Here is a 17,848-nt window from a genome sequence, read left to right on the forward strand (position 1 = left end):
GAGGAGGAACAGGAATGCCACCCGCTGCCAGACTGACCGACATGCACAGCTGTCCCATGGTGACCGGCATCGTGCCGCATGTCGGCGGGCCGATCATCGGGCCGGGGGTGCCGACCGTTCTGATCGTCAGCCTTCCCGCCGCCGTGGTCGGTGACAACTGCACCTGCGTCGGCCCGCCGGCGACGATCGTCAAGGGCTCGGCCACGGTGATGATCGGCGGCAAGCCGGCGGCACGGATGGGCGATTCGACCGCGCATGGCGGCGCCATCGTGCTGGGCGCCCCGACCGTGATGATCGGGGGCTAGGGCCATGGCGCGCGATGACCCGGGATTTCTTGGCCGAGGCTGGCACTTTCCGCCGGATTTCGACGCCAATACCGGCCAGCCCGCGCTGGCCGAGGCCGAGGACGACATCGCCGAAAGCCTGCACATCCTGATGGGCACGCGCCGAGGCGAGCGGATCATGCATCCGACCTATGGCTGCCGGATCCACGATCTGGTCTTCGAGATCATGGATGGCGAGACCGAGGCGGCGATCGAGACGGCAATTTCCGAGGCGATCCTGTTCTTCGAGCCGCGCATTACCCTACATCAGGTCATCGTCGGCACCGAGGACTGGCTTGACGGGATTCTGCGCATCCGGCTGGACTATTCGGTCGATCAGACCAACTCGCGCAGCAACATCGTCTTTCCCTTCTACCTGGCCGAGGGCACGCTGCTGCCCGGCTTCGCCGCCTCGGGCTCATAGGGGGCAGCGATGGAAAGCCGGCATCAGCTTCGGATCATGCGGACCGCCCTGCTGGCGGGGCTCGCGCTGGCTGTTGCGGGCTGCGGGGGCGCCGATGACCCGGAGCCGGTTGCGGCCTGTGCCCTGGCGGATGGCGGCGATGACCGGCTGAGTGGCGCCTATCTGCGGCAATCCGAAGCCGCGCAGGGCTTCGAGGCGCTGGTCGTAAGCGGCGTGGAGGCCGGAAACGGGATGCTGCAATCGCTGGCCTTCGACGATCAGAACTTCGAGAAGTTCAAGGCCGGCGACGGGGGGCTGACGGGTTCGGGAGGCTCGAACGCGACGGCGCGGGCGGGCTTCGGGGCCGCCGGAAGTTTGCCCGCGGTCTACGACTTCCTCTACGAGGCCGAGGGCAGCGCCTATGCCGGCGCGATGGTTGTCGGGCCGATGCCGGACGCCGCCGAGATCCCCGGTGCGGGTGGCGCGAGCCACAGCGGCCGGATCGAGGTCCGGCTTGGCGCCCCGGCCAGCGACGGGCAGGGCATGACCGCGCAGGCGACGGGACGGTTCACGCTGGTCGTGGGCTACGGCACCCGGCGCGCGGAACTCAACGCCGAACTCTCTGGCGGCGGGTTGCCCTTCACGCGGCTTCGCTGGACCAATCTCTTTCTCTGCGGCGCGCGATTCGTCAGCAGCGGACAGGGCCAGATCACGGTGAGCGACGCAGCCGGCGCGACCGGCCAGCCCTTCGGTCAGGGCGATCAGCCGGTGCCGTTCAGGGCCGCCTTCGAATCCTCGCTTTTTGCATCCGGGGAACGCCCGGCACCGCCCGATGCCGTCGGCGGGGTCTTCATGATCGAAAGCGATGTCGGCGCCATTACCGGGGTGTTCCTGTCCGATCAGCCGGCGGGGTCGCCATGACGTATCTCGCGGTTGAGGAGGAAGGAAGGTGAGCGGGCGTTGGCTCGATATCGAACCGACGCCGGGTTCGCTGGCCTCCGCGCGGCTGCCGGCGGCCCTGGCGCATCGCGACTTGTGGATTCGGTCGCGATCGCTGGCTGTGGCCTTCTGCGCCGCGGGTCGGCGGCTGGGGGCAGACCGGGCCGCGGTCGCGCGCCTCGACCCCTATGCCAGCCCCTGGGCGCGGCTCTTCCAGCAGGAACCGGCCTACCTCTTCGCCCAGTTGATCAGCTTCGATCCGGCAGAGGCCGGTTTCGCCTTTTCCGAGGTGCTGGAGCGCGATCCGCACCTTGCCGCCGCGATGATCGCCGATCTGGCCGGGCAGTTGCAGGGCTTTATCCAGCGCATGGATTTCGACGCACCGCGTCTGTTCTCGCGCCAGCTTGACCAGATGGATGCCGAGATTCGACTGCGCGAACGTCTTGGCGTGCTGGCCGTCGATCGCAAGGGCGCGGTGCTGGACCTGTTGCGGCAGCATCCGGCGGTCGAGGCGCTGAAAGGGCAGGGCAGGGCACTGGCCGCTGCCCGCGAGTTGCACGAGCAGTTGCGGGCCGCCCACACCATGCTGCGCAATGCCGCGGCCACCTTCGCACCGCTTGCACAGGCCGCGTTCGACAATCGGATCCATTCGGGCCGGATCGATCCCGCCCTTGGCCTGCTGATCGCGGAACTGCGCACCGCGCAGCATGTCGAGGCCGCGCTCAACCGCCTGCCGGAAATCCATACCCGGCATTACTATGACGCGATCATCGGGCAGAAGCCTGCCCCGCCGGGGACCGAACGGGTTCTGCTGGCGCTGGATCAGTCTCTGCAGTCGCTGCATCTTGCGCCCGAGACAAAGCTGGCGGCGCGGCTGCCCGATGCCACCATCCAGCAGTTCTCCAGCGAGGCGGCAGTGCCGGTCGGCCCCGCGATGATCGCGGATGTGGCGATGCTGGCCTATGAAACCGACCGGCATATTTCCTACAATGCGGCGCTGGACGGGATCACCGGCGTCCGCGCCGCCCGGTTCCGGCCGGATGCGGCGACCGGCGATCCATCGGGCAGGGTCTTTACCCAGGGCAGCGAAATCCCGAACCAGATGGGGCTGGATATCTCGTCTCCTATGCTGGCGCTGTCCGAGGGGGTGCGGCTGATCGAGGTCTCGCTGCATCTGAAGCGCTGCTCGGACCTGCCGGCGGCGTCGCGGCCCCTGACCCGGCACGAGCAGGAAAACCCGGGCCCCTTCCCCGATCCCGATGTCCGGCTGGTGCTGGCGGGCGATCCCGATCTGGTCGCCGCCATGATGACGGGCAAGCGCGAGGCCGCGGTCGAGACCCTGACCCTGGCCATCAGCCAGCTGGCGCTGGACCGGCAGATCACCCCGTCGATGTCGCTGATCTACGAGCATCTGACGGGCCTTGTCCCGGGCGTCGCCGGGTTGCGGATGCTGCTGGGCCGGATCGCGACGCTGAGCCTGATCGAGCGCGCGCCGTTCCCCGCCGGCGAATACTGGACCCGGCTGTTCGCGCTGATCGACCGTCACCGGCCGGATCTCGTCGGTCAGGGCCGGGCCGGCCTGGAACCCTACGAGGATGCGCTGCAGGGATCGATGATCTTCTCGGCCTTCTCGGAACGGCCCGACGGCACCATCGACTATACGCCCGAGGACGTGTTCGAAAGCCTGCTGGGCGATGCCTTCGATCTGCGGCTCAGCACCGCGGAAGGCCCCGTGAGCCCCAGCATGATGCAGGTGCTGCCGATCCGCGCCCGACGCTCATCGGGGGGGATCACCCTGTCGCTGCGGCTGGACCCGTCGGTGCCGGCGATCACGGGGCCGGCGCCCGGTTTCTCGCCGACCCTGATGCTGCGCGCGGCCGGGAACGGTCGGCTTTGCCCGCTGTCCTTCTTTGAGCGCTATACGCTGGAGAACGTGGAATTCACCGTCAAGGTCAGCGGGCTGCGAAAGCTGTCGGCATTCTCGGACGAGGGGCCGGTCACCACCGCCCAGACCTTTGCCCCCTTCGGCCAGCGTCCCGCCGACGGTTCGACCTTTCAGGTCGGCCACCCCGAGATGGCCGGCAAGCCGGTCACCGCGGTCGGCGTGGTTCTGACATGGGATGCGATCCCGGACCGCATCGGCGGCTTCGTGCGCCATTACGACGGCTATCCCAAGTGGACCGATATTCCCGATCCGGTGCTGCAGGTGGACTATCTCAGCGGCGACGGCTGGAAGCCGGTCAGCGCCGCGCCGCTGCCGCTGTTCCAGAGCGAGGATGTCGCCGGCGAGCTGATGGAGACCTGGCGCTTCGAGGGGCAGGTGGCCGGGCATTCGATCCCGGCCACCGGTGCCGTCTCGCCTGACGAGTTCCGATCACGCCAGACCGTGCGGGCGGGGATGGTGCGGCTGACGCTGGCCGGGACGGCCGGCGGTTTCGGCCGGGACCAGTATCCGCTGGCGCTGGTGCGGGCGATGCGGCCGCAGCTTCTGCCCTTCCTTGCCCGTCGCGTGCCTTCGGCTCCCTTCGTGCCGAGCATCGCCCGGTTTTCGCTGGACTATACCGCCCATGCGGTGACCGATGTGAACGCCCCCGACAGCGCCAGGCCGGGCGAGCGGATCGTGCAGGTCGGCCCCTTCGGCCGGGTCGAGGTGTTCCCGCAGCGGATGATGCGCGATTTCGAGCTGTTCCCGCCGCGGCTGGGCTTCGGGCAGCTGTTCATCCAGATCACCGGGCCGAACCCGACCGGGCCGACGGTGATCTGCTTCGATATCGCCGAATCCGCGCATCTGCGGCTGGTGCCGCGGCCCAATCCGGTGCGCTGGTGCTATCTGTCGGCCCATGGCTGGAAGGACATGCCCGAGACCTCGCTGTCCTCGGACACCACCGCCGGGCTGATGCGCTCGGGTCTGGTGACGATCGACCTGCCCGAGGATGCGATCGAGCATTCACCCGAGATGCCGGCCGGCGGGGTCTGGATCGCCGCCGTTGCCACCACCCGCCGGCTGCATGTGTTTCCGCGGCTGAACCGGATCAGCGTGAATGGCATCTGGGTGCGGCGCGGCGACAGCAGCTGGCGCGGCGATGAGCCGGGCCGCGTCTGGAGCTTCAACCCGCCGCAGCCCGGAATCGGCGCGATCCGCGAGATCGCCACGCCCGGCGATGTCCATCCCCCCGAAACCACCGACGCCTATGTGGCCCGCGTCGGCGAGCGGCTGCGGCATCGCCGGCGCGCGGTGACGCCCTGGGATATCGAGCGGATGGTGCTGCAGGAATTCCCCGAGGTCTGGATGGTGAAATGCCTGCCGCATCTGGACCGGACCGACCCGGCGCCGATGCCGGGCGTGGCCACCGTGGTGGCGGTGCGGCGCCCGCCCGGAGGGCGGACGCCGCGCCATCCCGAGCCCTGCCTGTTCGACGTCGCCGTCCTGCAGCGGATCCATGATTTCATCGCCGGTCAGGGCACTGCATTCGCCCGTTTCGAGGTGGTGAACCCGGCCTTCGAGCGGTTGCAGGTCCGCGCCAAGATCGCGGTCGAGGCCGGGCGCGAGAACGGCGCCATGGCCCAGGCCCTGAAGCACGAACTGGCGCGTTACCTGTCGGTCTGGACCGCGGGGCGGGCGCTGCAGCGTTTCGGCTGGTCGCTGAACACGCGCGCGCTGAAGGCCCATATCGCCGATCTGGGCTATGTGCGCGGGGTGACCGATTTCTCGGTCCTGCATCTTTCGGCCGATGACAGCCGGAGCCACGAGCTTCTGGACACGGCCCAGGCTGCCGAGGATCCGCGCGGCCTCTATGGTCCGATCATCCGCCCGCGCCGGCCCTGGGGCCTGCCGCTGTCGGCGGCCGATCATGTTCTCACCATCCTGTCCGACATCGAGGAGGAGGCCCCGGCTGCCAGTGGCATCGGCAGCCTGCATGTCGGCGAGATGCTGATCGTAGGTCAAAGGACGACGCCGTGACAAAACAAGACCGCCCGACCCTGAAGTCCTTTTTCCGCAATGGCGCGCTGCCGACGGCAGAGCATTACCGCGACCTGATCGACAGCACCGTGAACCAGGTCGAGGACGGGTTTTCCAAGACCGTGCCCGACGGGCTGCGCATCCATTCGGCCGGCTCTTCGCTGCGGCTTCTGAGCCTCTATCAGGGGGCGGGCACGCCGAACCCGTCCTGGGTGGTGGAACATGGTGATGTGCCAGGCGCCCTGCATCTGCGGCCCGATCTTGGCCGTGCCGCGCTGCTGGACGGCGAAGCAAGGCCCGCGGCGCCTGCGCCGCGTGACGAGGGGGCCGGCCGTGCCCTGCCGTCGGGCTATGTCCGCGCCCGGCCGGGGGCGACCCGCCTCGGCTCCGCGCGTCCGGCCGAGGCCGCGACGCCCGGATCGCTGTCCCATTCCGGGCTCAGCCTCACGCATGACGGTCGGGTCGGGGTCAGCAACGAGGTTCCCGACTGGCGGCTGGATGTGGGCGGTGTCGCCCGCATGTCGGGCCGCATCGGGGCGCCGACACAGAAGATCGTCTCGGTTCCCGCCGATGGAAAATGGCACGACATCACCCATCCGCTGACCGGCTGCCAGGCCTTCGAGGTGATGGCCGGGGCCGGGGGCGAACGCTATCGGGGCCGCTATTCCATGTTGCATGCCATCGCCATGAACGCCTTTCATCCGCGCAACCCGATCCTCAACTGGCTGTTCGGCCGGCGTGAAATCCGGACCCAGACCGCGGTCTATGGCAGCTATGCGGACCGGCTGCGGCTGCGTTGGGTGGCGACGGGCGAGCGGCATTACTTCAAGCTGCAACTGCGGACCAACGCCAATTTCGGCTCGGACAGGGTGGTCCGCTATTACCTGACGCGGTTGTGGTTCGACAGCTTCATGCAGGGGTCGGACGAGAGGGACGGGCGCGACCGGGACGAAGGTGTGCTATGACCGGCGCGGTTCCCGAATATGCCGATTTCGCCGATCTGCGCAGGGTCGGGATCGGCTATGCGCAAGAGGCTTCGGGCGAGATCTGGACCGATTACAACCTGCACGATCCGGGTGTGACCCTGCTGGAGCAGAGCTGTTTCGCGCTGAGCGAACTGGCCTACCGGATCGCCCATGACCCGCGCGATCTGCTGACCGACGCGCGCGGGCATTTCAATTTCCGGGACCTCGCCCTGTTCCGGCCGCGCAAGGTGCTGAACAGCGATCCGGTCACGACCGCCGATCTGGAGATCTGGCTGTCGGCATGCGAGGGGGCGGCCAGTGTGACCTTGATGCCTGCCGGAGCCGGGGGGCCGGGGTTGTACGATCTTCTTGTCGTTCCTGCCTCCGAAGATGTCGCGCATCAGCCCCTGTACGAGGCCATGGCGCGTGCATTCGACGCGGTGCGGCCGCTCTGCTGTGACCGCAACGCGATCCGCATCGCCCGCTGCCGCGAGGTGCAGCTTGCCGGCCAGGTCGAGATGATCCCCGACGCCCTGCCCGAATTCGTCGCCGCCCAGATGTATCAGGCGGTCTCGATCATCCTGCGCGGGGGCGCGCATGGCGCCGAGGCTGGCGGGATCACGCGGCAGGACGCCTATGCTGCCCCCGAGGCGATGCTGCGCGGGCGCGAGGGGCACCGCGATCACAGCCTCGATCTGGACAACCATCTGGGCGATCTGCGGGCGCTGCCCGGGCTGCGCGATATCGGGCCGCTGAAACTTGAACCGGTGGGGGCGCCACCCGATGGCGCGGGGCCGTTCTATTTCGCCTCGCGCCTGCCACGCACCGCCGAGGAAATCGCCCTGACCGTCACCCTCAACGGCGTTCCCATCCCGCTTGATCCGGTGCGCCTGCACGAGGAGTTCGTGCGCATCTCTGCCGAGCGCATCGCCCAGGCGCGGCATCACTTTGACGCGACCGACTGGCATGTCATGCGACCGGGCCGCCGCCGGGACTATTCGCATCGTCAGGTCGATGGCCTGTTGCCCGGCTTCTATCGTGCCGCGATGCAAAGCCAGGCCGATGTCGGGGCCGGGCTGAAAACCTATCGCCAAGCGATCGACGGGCATCTGGCCTCGATCGCGGGGGATCTGTCGGAACTGCCGCGCTTCTTTGCCGCCGAGACGGATATTTCGACCCACGACCCCGCGACATGGCACCGCCGGCGTGCGCTGCTGGATTATCTGATTGCGCTGCAGGGCGAAGAGATGCCGGCGACGCGCCATACCGGGCTGCACCACTATCTCGGGGACCGGGCGCGGCATGGCTTCGAACTGGACTGGCGGCTGCGCTATCTTCTGGCGCTGCCGCGGCTGAATGCGGCCCGCATCACCGGGCCGGGTCCGGCCGGCGCGGGCGGGTTTCTGGGGCGTCTTTCCATCCTTGCCGATCTGGCCGCCGAGCAGACCGTGCAGGCGGGCATTGGCGGCCTGCTGGACGACTATGGCCTGCGCATCGGCGAGGACGAGGCCGGGGGCGGGCCACGGGCCGAAATGGCCGGCGAGGACGCGGATCCCGATGCCGGCTACCGGCTGGAGGACGAACCCGGGATGCCGCCCGACCTTCTGGACATGCTGGGCATGGAGGCCGAGGCCCGCCCCTTTCCGGCCGCGGCTCTGCGCGATCTGGTGCCATGGACCGGCGCCGGCATGATCTCGCATCGGCAGTTCCTGCGGCTTGCCGATCGCCGCCACCTGTTTCTTACGCCGGAGGGGGGCGGATGGTCGATCCTGTTCGACGATGGCGCCGGGCGGGCACCCCTGCGGCTGGCCCGCTGCGACGACCACGCCTCGGCCCGGCGCGACCTTGCCCGGCTTCTGGCGACATGGCGGCAGTTGCACCGCGACAGCGAGGCCATGGTTCTGGTCGAGGATATCCTGCTGCGCGACGGGCCGCGCGACGTGGCGGGCTTTCGCCCGCATGTCGCCCATCTCGTGCTGACAGGCTGGACCGCGCGCTGTGCCATCCCGGCCTTTCGCCGCTATGTCGAGGATCTGGTCGAACAGCACGCGCCCGCGCATCTGCTGATCCGGCCGCTGTGGCTGTCCTTGCCGGGAATGCGGCGGTTCGCGTCCCTCCATGCCGCTGCGCGGGCGGGCGAAGCCGGTGCCGGCGGGAAGCTGCGCGACTATCTTGCCAAATGCGAGGCAGGCGCATGACCCGGGCGATGCGCGCGGACTGGCCGGATGCCGACGGGCCGCGGATCGGCAGTTGCGAGGCCGAGTTGCGGGTGACGGCGCGCAGCGGTCCGCTTGCCTCGCCCGAGTCCTTGCTTCAGGCCCTGCAGCGCGAGATCCTGCCGGTGCTGTCCGACGTTCTGGACCGCCCGCCGCTGGCTTCGGCCGATGCCCGGATCCCCCGGATCGAGATCGAATTGGGGCAGTGGCCCGAGGATCCGGACTGGCCGGCCCTGCGCGAGGTGTTCGACCGGCTGCTGCGCGAGGCGCTGGCGCCCTATCTGCCCGCCGTTGGCCGCATCATGGCGGCGGGACCGCTTCGGGTTGCGGACGGCAAGGATACAAATGCCTTGTTGGATGCGTCTTCTGCCGCAAGGGAGGATGAACCTGTCGGGCAGGACGGTGAGGTAAGCCGGGACGACGGGGCGGCGCAGGGACTTCTTCGGCAGATCCGGCGCTGGTGGGGGGCGGAGGCCGGCAGCGATGCACCTGCGCTGATCCGCCATCTGCGGGACACCCGGCCGGCACGATACCGGGACTGCCTGGCCGCACTGTCCTCGCTGCCGGACCGGGACTTTCTGGACCGTCTGGCCGCGGGCGATGCCGACAGTCTTGGCGCCGTTCGTGACCTGGAGGCGCGGCTGGCGCGGGTCTTTCGTCCGGTCGGCCTGCCGGATGCCGAACTGGATCGCCTGGTCGCCAGCCTTGTCGCCGGGCTCATGTTGCGGCTTGGGTTTTCGCGGCTGCAACCCGACCGGCAGGTTCCGGTCAGCCCGGGCGGAAAGCCGGCGGCAACCGGCCCGGATGCCGGCAACCGGCAAGATGCTCGACATCCTCTTGCGACATCTGCGGACGCGGGCAGGGGGGCGGATGCGATACGGGGGGCCACGCCGGAAGGGGCCGCCGGAAGGGGCCGCCGTCAGGTGCACGACCGGGTGGTTAATGATGCCGCGGAGTTGACCCCCCTTGATCCGGGCGAGGGGCAGACGCGTTCTGAGACGGCAATTGCGGAGGGTGTTTCCGGAACCGATCCGGGCCGGGCGCACACGGCAGGGAACGACGCCGGGCGTCGGGATGGGGAACACCGGCAAGGCGTGCCGGATGACCTGCAGGATCCCCCTGCCACGCCTGCGGGCGCCGACGACTTCCGGGCGCGGGCGCGGTTCGCCACGCCGGAAGGTGCGGCAGCGGTTCCCCCTCCTCAGGCGCCTGACCCGTTGGTGGACGAGGCCGCAGACCTGCCGCCCGTTGATCCGGACGAGGGACGGGCGCCCGGTGAGGCAACAGCGGCAGACGGCGTCTCGGCGACCGATCCGGGGCGGACGCGCAAGGCAGAGGGGGATGCGGGTCGCGCGGATGGCGGAAGAACCAGCCCGGCTTGGGAGGACGGTGTCCAGCCCGGAGAGCAGGCGGGGAATGCCGGGTATTCGGACCTTGATACGGCCGGCTACGCCGCACCGATTGACGATGCCGCGGCCGACCTGCTCGACGCTGCGCGGGCTGTTCTGAGGGTTCCGGATGACGTTTCACCCGCGCTTCTGCGCTGGCAATTGGCGAACCTGCGGCAGGCCGATCAGACCGGCTTTGCGCGCAGGCTCGCCGCGATCCCGGATCTGGCGCTGCAACATCGCCTCGGGTTGTGGCTCGACGGCCAGCCCGCGCAATCCGGGCCAGCGGTGGGTGTTTCCGCCGAGCCGCGGAACGACCGGATGCAGCCCCGAAACCGGCCCGGGAATCTGCGTCCCCCGTTGAGCGCCGAGGAACTGACAGGCCTCGCCCTGCGGCTGTTGCCGCCCGGTGCGGATATGCTTGGCGAAGCTATCGCGCGGCTGGCCCGCGAGGTTTCCGATCCGGTTCCGGCGATGCTCAGCGTCCTGCGCGATCTGCTGGCGGGCGGTCTGATCGACCTCGAGGCCGCGGGACGGGTCGGGCGGGCCGCAGACACCGCAGAATCCGTGAAGGGCGGTATGGCCGGCCCTGAACGGAAGGGTGAAGGCACCCCGCCACCGGCCGCCGCATCGGGGCGCCCCGGCTCTGAAATCCCGCGGCAGGAAGACGTGGCCCATGCCGGGCACGATCCGGGCAGCCATTCGGCAGAGAAGGCGTCGCTCACAGGGCGCGACGGGTCGCGGGCCGATCAGGCATCGCGGGGAGCCGCGAAAGGCATGTCGCAGGAGGGTGATGGCCCCGAAATCAACGAGGGAACTGCCGACCCCGCTTCCGGCGACGGAACCCGCGTGCCGGAAGCGAGCGACGCGGGCGGCCTTGATGCCGCGCGCGTCGGGCGGGACGGGGCGGGCGATGTCCGGCCGCAGGACCAAGGGGGAAATGGCGGGCCCCCGGCCGATGATGTGGCAGCGCAGGGCATGTTCGCGGGCGATCCCGTCGCCGATATCTACGACGCGGCGCGGGCCATTCTGCAGGCTGCGGATGAACTTTCGCCCTCGCTTCTGCAGCAGCGATTGTTGCATCTGCGGCAGGCCGATCCGGAGGATTTCGCCCGCAGACTGGCGGCGATCCCTGGTGCGCGGCAGAGAGACCGCCTGCAGCAATGGCTCGGGCACCACACTTCGGAGGGCGAACGACCGGGGGGCGTTTCTGCCGGGGCAAGCGAGGGTCCGAGGCAGCCCACGGGCCGGGAGGCGCTGCCTCACCCGCTGGGCGCGGAGGAAATGACCCGCCTTGCCCTGCGGATCCTGCCGCCCGGCGCAGATGCGCTTGGCGCCAGCATCGCGCGGCTGGCCCGCGAGGTTCCCGATCCGGTTTCGGCGCTGCTCAGCGTTCTGCGCGATCTGCTGGGCGGCGGCATGATCGACCTTGAGGCGGCGGTTCGGGCCGGTAAAACCGCACCCTCCGGAGACCTGACCCGTCGCCCTGACGCCGGAAGGGTCGACCCCGAGCGAGCGGGGGGCGGCAGACCACTCGTGGCGGACGCAGACGACACCGGACAGGAAGTCCGGCGGCCCCGCGCAGGGACACCCGCCCGCCCCGACAAGTCGAGCGACGATGCGACAGAGGTGCCGCCGATGGTCCGGGGCGGATCGCAGACCGCCCGGAATACCGTTGATGCGCGTCCGGAAGCCGAGGCCGACGATGGCCCGGCAATCGCGGGTGCGGACCTTGATGCGCCGGGCACCCGGTATCGGTCCGTGATGGCGGAACTGCTGCGGGCGGTGGGTCTTGCAGAGGATGACATAAGCCGGCTGTTGCAGACGGTCCCGCCGATGACTTCGGGCGAGGTGTCGCACAAAGCGATGCAGCCGGATGCTGACAGGGCAAGGCAGGCACCGTCGTCGCGAGTATTGCCGGTGTCGGCGGACGGGCGCGAACGGGTCGAGGCCTTGCTGGATGCGGGCCTTGATCCGGGCGGATACATCCTGCGGGACAGCCTGTCCCTGATCCTTGCAGCCTGGCCCTCGGGTCCGGCGAGCGGTGATGACCCTGCGGCGCCGGACGGACGGGCGTGGCGGCAACATGCGGTCTGGCAATTGCTGCTGGAACGGCTGATCGGGCACGGGCGAGGGGCGGCGAAAAACGGGATGCTGGACGCCGCGCTTGCCGAGGCGCTGGCGCGGATCGAACCTGATCCTGAGGCGCGCGCAAGGGCGCTGCGGCATGTGGTGGCGCGGATCGGATATGGTGCCCGGCCGGGCGAGGGGTCGATCCGGGCGCGGACGCGGCGGGCGCTGGAAAGCCTGATCGCCGGCACCCGCAAACCCGCCTCCGCAGCGCAGGAAACCGCGGTTTCCGACGGTGGCAGGGCCGTAGATACCGCCGATCGGGTCCAGGAGCTTCTGGTGACCGAAACCGCCGGTCTGGTCATCCTGCATCCGTTCCTGCAACTGCTGTTTCAGCGTCTGGGCCTGCTGACGCCGCAACCGTCGATCCACCCCGAGCATCTGCCGCAGGCGCTGGCCACGCTGCTTGCGCTGTCCGGCACCGATGCGTCGCGGGGGGCCGATCCGATGCACCGGCTGCTGCTGGGCCTGCCCGACGGTGCGCCGCTGATCCTGCCCGAGCCCCTGGACGATGCCGGGCGCGACCTGATCGACGGGCTTCTGCGGTCGGTGATCGCGCATTGGGGCCGGCTTGGGAACACCTCGCCGGACGGGTTGCGTCAGACCTTCCTGCGTCGCGGCGGGATCCTGCGCTTCGACGAGGCGGGGGCGCATCTCCGCGTCGCGCCGGGGCCCTATGACATGCTTCTGGATGGCCTGCCCTGGTCGCTGACGGTCTTTGCGCTGCCCTGGATGAGACAGCCCTGCCATATCGGCTGGAGGTCGCAGGATGAATGACGCCCGGATCATCACCCCGAAACAGGCCTCTGCCCCCCATGCACGGGCGGTGGCGGACGAGATCGCCTGGCTGGGCGACTGCATCGATCTGCGGCTGCGGCATTTCTTCGCCGGCAGCTCCGATCCCTTCGTTCTGCCCGTGCCGCCGGTTCCGGCGGCGGAATCGGCTCTCGCGGTGCTGCTGCGCGAACCCGAGATGACCCCGGCTGCGCGTCTGGTGCTGGCACTGGCCGTCGCGCCGCATGTGAATTCCGCGGCGCTGGACCCGTTCTATGTCCGCAACTCGGCCATCGACCGGATTTTCTCCGAGTTCGGCGGGCAACCGGCCGGGCAGGGTGCCTTCATGCCGACGGCCGAGACCGCCCTGTTCCTGCTGGCCGGGACCGATACCGTGGCGCGGATCGCGGCCATGCGCCTGTTCGAGCCCGATCACCCGCTGCGCCGCAAGGCCGGCTTGACGCTGGGCGCGTCCGGCACCGTTCATGGCGCGGTGCTGGACCTGCCGGTCCAGCGGATCATCGCGCTGTGTGACGGCACGCCGCCGCGGCCCGACTTCACGCCCTCGTTTCCGGCGCGGCGGCTGACGACCGGTCTGGGCTGGGAGGACCTGATCGTGCCGCGGGCGGTGCGCGACCAGCTGGAGCATATCCTTGCCTGGCAGGTCGGGCGCCGCCGGATCCTCGACGACTGGGGCCTGGGGCGCCATGTCGGGCGCGGTTTCAAGGCCTTGTTCTTCGGGCCGCCCGGCACCGGCAAGACGCTGGCCGCGACGCTCTTGGGGCAGCGGACCGGGCTTGATGTCTATCGTGTCGATCTGTCGATGGTGGTGTCCAAATATATCGGCGAGACCGAGAAGAACCTGGGCCGCATCTTCGACATGGCCGCCGAATGCGACTGGGTGCTGTTCTTCGACGAGGCCGACGCGCTGTTCGGCGCGCGTACGCCCTCGGCCAATTCGAACGACCGCTATGCCAATCAGGAAGTGTCCTATCTGCTGCAGCGGATCGAGGAATGCGAAAGCCTGGTGATCCTGGCAAGCAACCTGCGCGGCAATATCGACGATGCCTTCTTCCGGCGCTTTCAGGCAGCCGTCGGCTTCAGCCGTCCAAGCGCGGCCGAGAGGGTGCAGTTATGGACCGGCATCGCCGCGGACCTGCCGCTGGCGGCCGATGTTGATATCCGCAGGCTGGCGGGTGACCACGACCTGACCGGGGCTGCCATCACCAATGTCGTGCGCCACGCCGCGATTTCGGCGCTGCGCGGCGGGCATGCAGAGATCAGCGATCAGGATCTCCGCCTCGCCATCACCGCCGAAATGCGTAAGGAGGGTCGCACGTCATGAACGCTCTGCTTGGTGGGTTGCGCCGTTTCGTCCTGCCCTTCGTGCTGGCTGTTGCCGCGCCGGTCGCGGGTCTGGCGGCCTGTGCCGATCTTGACGCGATCACCACCGCCCAGCTTGACGGAACCCCGGTCGAGACCGTGCAGACCGGACTGCGCCGCGCCCTGCAGGACGAGAACCCGCGGCTGCGTGACGGGCTTCTGGGGTCCTATACCCGGCAGGCCATGGTGCGCCTGTGCGAGACGGTGCCGCGTTTCGAGGATGGCGAGGACGTGCCGGGCACGGTTGCGCTGACACGTGAATATGCCGCCCTCACCGACCTGATGCCGGAATGGCGCGAGGTGCTGTCGGACCGGCCGCTGGCGGATCTGATGCTTGAGCAGATTGCCACCGGCGAAGTGACCTTGCCCCTGCGGCTGGCCGGCACACCGATGATGACGGTGCAGGTGCTGAGTGATCAGCGCGCCAGCTTTCCCTGCGCCGGGGCCGAGGCGGCCATTGCCGATGCGTCCACTGCCGCCGAGGGCGCCGCGTTGCTTGAGCAGCTTTATGGCCTGACCTCGGCGGCGCAGGTCTGTGCCCTGTTGCCGGTGGCGGGCGAGGCGGCGGATTTCACCGGGGCTTTGGCCCGGCTGAACCGGATCGAAGCCGGCCTACCCGGCGCCTTGCAGGATCTGCGGGGGCAGGGCTTCGCGCGCTGGATCCTGGGCAATCCCGACAGCTATCGGCTGCGCCTGACCGGCACCGAACCGGCGGTCTGGGATCTGATCCGCGAATACCGCGCCGTCCAGGGCGGAACCGTTCTGCCGCCGGCCGAGGCCGAGACCGGAGAGGAGACCGGCGAGGCGATCGTGACCGGCCCCTGCACGGCCGACAGGACCGAACGGACGCTGACCTATTATGCCTTGTCGCAGGACGACATCGACTCGCTGGCCTATTTCGTGAACCTCTCGCCGATCTTCCAGCAGTTCCGCGAGCAGAATCCCGGCTTCGACAGTCGCGATGCCCTGTGGCAGGCGCTGCGCGAGGTGCTGGCGCCGGTGCTGGACGCCTGCATCCTTGAGACCGTCGGCCAGATCGTCGCCGACCCGCGGGATCTGGCGCTTGAATTCCATCTGGATGCGGAGCGGACCGATAATCTGATCGTGAATCCGCTGGTGCAGCCGGTCGTGCCTGTGCTGCAGGAATTCACCGATATCAGAACCCAGACCGAGGAGGAACTGGCAACGGGGATCCGTGCGGCCCTGACGGTCGATCGCGGCAAGGCGGTGGAGGCCGAGGTTCAGGAAGCGGCCGAGACCATGGCGGCCTCGGCCGAGCCCGAGGCGATCTTCTATGATGTCGCGCCCGAAGGGGTCGAGGTGCCGGAGGTGCCGCCAACCGTGCCGCGCGTGGTGGTGACCGGGGCAACCGATGACGCGCTGGCCGACAGCATCACCAACGAACAGATCCTGAAGGTTCTGGCCGAAACCGTGTTCGCGCCGGCCACCTCGCCCGAACTGATCGAAAGCCAGGTCAGGGGCGCGCTGCGCGGCGTGGCGGCGGCGCAGACGGCAGAGCAGGTGGACGATCTGATGCAGCAGATCGAGCCGGCGATCGTCTCGGGCTGGTCGCTGACGCCCGAACTTGAGGATGCGATCCTTGGCGTGCCCTATATTGCCGCGGCTGTGGACGACCCCTCGGCACGGAACCTGCCCGAGCGGATGGCGTCGCTGGCCGGGATCGCCTATCCCAGCTATCGCCTGTTCGAGGCCGCGCTGGATCAGGTGCCCCTGGCCGAGGGCTGGGTCGGCGACGGGCCGCTCTCGGAATTCGTGTCCGACCGGATCACCATGAAGGCGCAGAGGATCGTCACCGAACCCGAGGAGCCGCGCGATTACGGTGCCCTGCAGGTGCAGGATTGCCGCTGCGTGTCCTCGCGGCTGCCCTATGCCGAGGTCTATGGCTTCTATCCCTTCTGGGAGGCTCCGCTTCTGTCCCCGCCGCCGGCAGAAACCGTTGAGGCGGAGGAGGGGGCCGAGGCCGAGGCCGGGGAAACGGCTGCGGCCGCCGAGGCACCCCGCAACCGGGTGAATTTCGAGATCGTCAGCCGGCTGGCCTTCTACGGGCTGGAATTCGCCTTCGACCAGCCCGGCGCCGCTCCGGCAACGCGCCGGGTGCTGTTGCGCAACGAGGTGCAATGGTCCGACGCCAAGCGCGATTTCGTCAATACGGCCCACAGGTACCGCGCCAAGGCCGATGTGGCCTTCGATCTGCGCGACTGGAGGGCCTGGAGCGACGCCAATATTGACGAGGTGGTGGCCGAAATCTCGGCCCAGATGGCCCCGTTCAAGCGGTTTCAGGGCTATGATCTGGAACAGATCGACGCCGCCCTGCCGACCCTGTTCGATTCCGTGCAACCCGACGGGGTGACGCTGATCTTCCATGGCTATGAGGGGCAGGGTCTGGCGCCGCAGGACATGGAGAAGATGACCCGTCTGATCCTCGAGGTCTATGAATCGCTGCCGAACCGGAAGAACCTGTCGATCAATCTGGCCTTCGACTTCGCGCTGTTCGGAGAGCAGTTGAACCAGCCCCTCTTTGACGATCTTTACGAGTTGCTGATCGAAAGCAGCTATGTGATCCGCGAGGAAGGCTGGCGGCCGGATGATGGCGGACAGTCCGGCCAGGGTGCGCGGCAGCGCGAAACGGTCAAGATCGTCGACAAGATCCTGCTGTTCCTCGAACGGCCGACCACCGAGACCAAGAAGGAACTGCGCTACCGGATGGAACGCGGCGTCTTCAAGGGCGAAAGCCGGGCCGGGGTCCTGCGCAGCATCATCCCGGTCATTCCGCCCGGCGCGAACCGGAATGTGCTTCACAATGTCTCGGCCGGCGCGGAGCAACCGGGCGACTATTCGCAGCTTGAAGACGATGTCGTCTATTTCAAGGACAATTTCGGCGGCATCGGCTTCTGGCCCGCGCCGCTGCTGTCGACCGACGATCCCGTCGCGGCCGAGGATACCCGGCGGGTCGAGGCGATCCTGACGGCAAAGCTGGACGACGATCCCCTGCCGGCCGTGCTGGCCAGTTTCCGCGGCCCGGTCGAGAGCGTCTGCGGCTTCACCTGCCCGCGTCGCGGCTATGTTGGGCTGGGTGCGATCCTGCTGTTCGTGACCATCCTGGCACTGACCTGGCGGTCATTCTACAGCGGCATCGTAGACCGGATCGCGTTCAGGACATTGATGATCGGCGCGGTCTGGATCGGGAATATCGTCCTGATCGGGGCGCTGGCTCTGCTCAGCGGCTGCGATCCGGTTTCGGTCTGGCCGCAAGTGTTCCTGTTCCTGCTGCTTGCCGCCCTGGGTCTGATCCTGCTCTATAATTTCGTGCAGCGGGTGCAGAACGGGCCGAAGCCGTAGAGGGGC

Annotated in this window: 9 protein-coding genes; all 9 read left to right on the forward strand. The window is 68.7% G+C overall.

Annotated elements, in window-relative coordinates:
• Positions 1-14 precede the first annotated feature (14 nt).
• The 9 genes from KNW02_RS08310 to KNW02_RS08350 are packed head-to-tail and all read left to right on the forward strand — an operon-like array spanning position 15 to position 17,842.
• On the forward strand, positions 15-305 hold the full coding sequence (locus tag KNW02_RS08310) for a PAAR domain-containing protein (RefSeq protein ID WP_216032802.1): 291 nt from the start codon (positions 15-17) through the stop codon (positions 303-305).
• 4 nt (positions 306-309) lie between these two features.
• Positions 310-747, forward strand: coding sequence for a GPW/gp25 family protein (locus tag KNW02_RS08315; RefSeq protein ID WP_216032803.1), 438 nt, complete (start codon positions 310-312; stop codon positions 745-747).
• Between the two features lie 9 nt (positions 748-756).
• On the forward strand, positions 757-1,647 hold the full coding sequence (locus KNW02_RS08320) for a hypothetical protein (RefSeq protein ID WP_216032804.1): 891 nt from the start codon (positions 757-759) through the stop codon (positions 1,645-1,647).
• Positions 1,648-1,675: 28 nt separating this feature from the next.
• Positions 1,676-5,626 (forward strand): hypothetical protein, encoded by a 3,951-nt coding sequence (locus KNW02_RS08325; RefSeq protein WP_216032805.1) that lies wholly within the window; start codon positions 1,676-1,678, stop codon positions 5,624-5,626.
• Positions 5,623-6,591 (forward strand): hypothetical protein, encoded by a 969-nt coding sequence (locus KNW02_RS08330; protein ID WP_216032806.1) that lies wholly within the window; start codon positions 5,623-5,625, stop codon positions 6,589-6,591. The genes KNW02_RS08325 and KNW02_RS08330 overlap by 4 nt, the downstream gene beginning before the upstream one ends.
• On the forward strand, positions 6,588-8,789 hold the full coding sequence (locus KNW02_RS08335; protein WP_216032807.1) for a hypothetical protein: 2,202 nt from the start codon (positions 6,588-6,590) through the stop codon (positions 8,787-8,789). Before KNW02_RS08330 ends, KNW02_RS08335 begins: the two co-directional genes overlap by 4 nt.
• Positions 8,786-13,102: a contractile injection system tape measure protein gene (locus KNW02_RS08340; protein WP_216032808.1), complete on the forward strand. Its 4,317-nt coding sequence runs from the start codon at positions 8,786-8,788 to the stop codon at positions 13,100-13,102. The genes KNW02_RS08335 and KNW02_RS08340 overlap by 4 nt, the downstream gene beginning before the upstream one ends.
• Positions 13,095-14,444 carry an ATP-binding protein gene (locus tag KNW02_RS08345; RefSeq protein WP_216032809.1) on the forward strand — a complete coding sequence of 450 codons (1,350 nt, stop codon included), beginning with the start codon at positions 13,095-13,097 and terminating at the stop codon, positions 14,442-14,444. The genes KNW02_RS08340 and KNW02_RS08345 overlap by 8 nt, the downstream gene beginning before the upstream one ends.
• On the forward strand, positions 14,441-17,842 hold the full coding sequence (locus KNW02_RS08350) for a hypothetical protein (RefSeq protein ID WP_216032810.1): 3,402 nt from the start codon (positions 14,441-14,443) through the stop codon (positions 17,840-17,842). The genes KNW02_RS08345 and KNW02_RS08350 overlap by 4 nt, the downstream gene beginning before the upstream one ends.
• Positions 17,843-17,848 lie beyond the last annotated feature (6 nt).

The sequence above is a fragment of the Paracoccus marinaquae genome, from assembly GCF_018860165.1.
GTDB lineage: Bacteria > Pseudomonadota > Alphaproteobacteria > Rhodobacterales > Rhodobacteraceae > Paracoccus > Paracoccus marinaquae.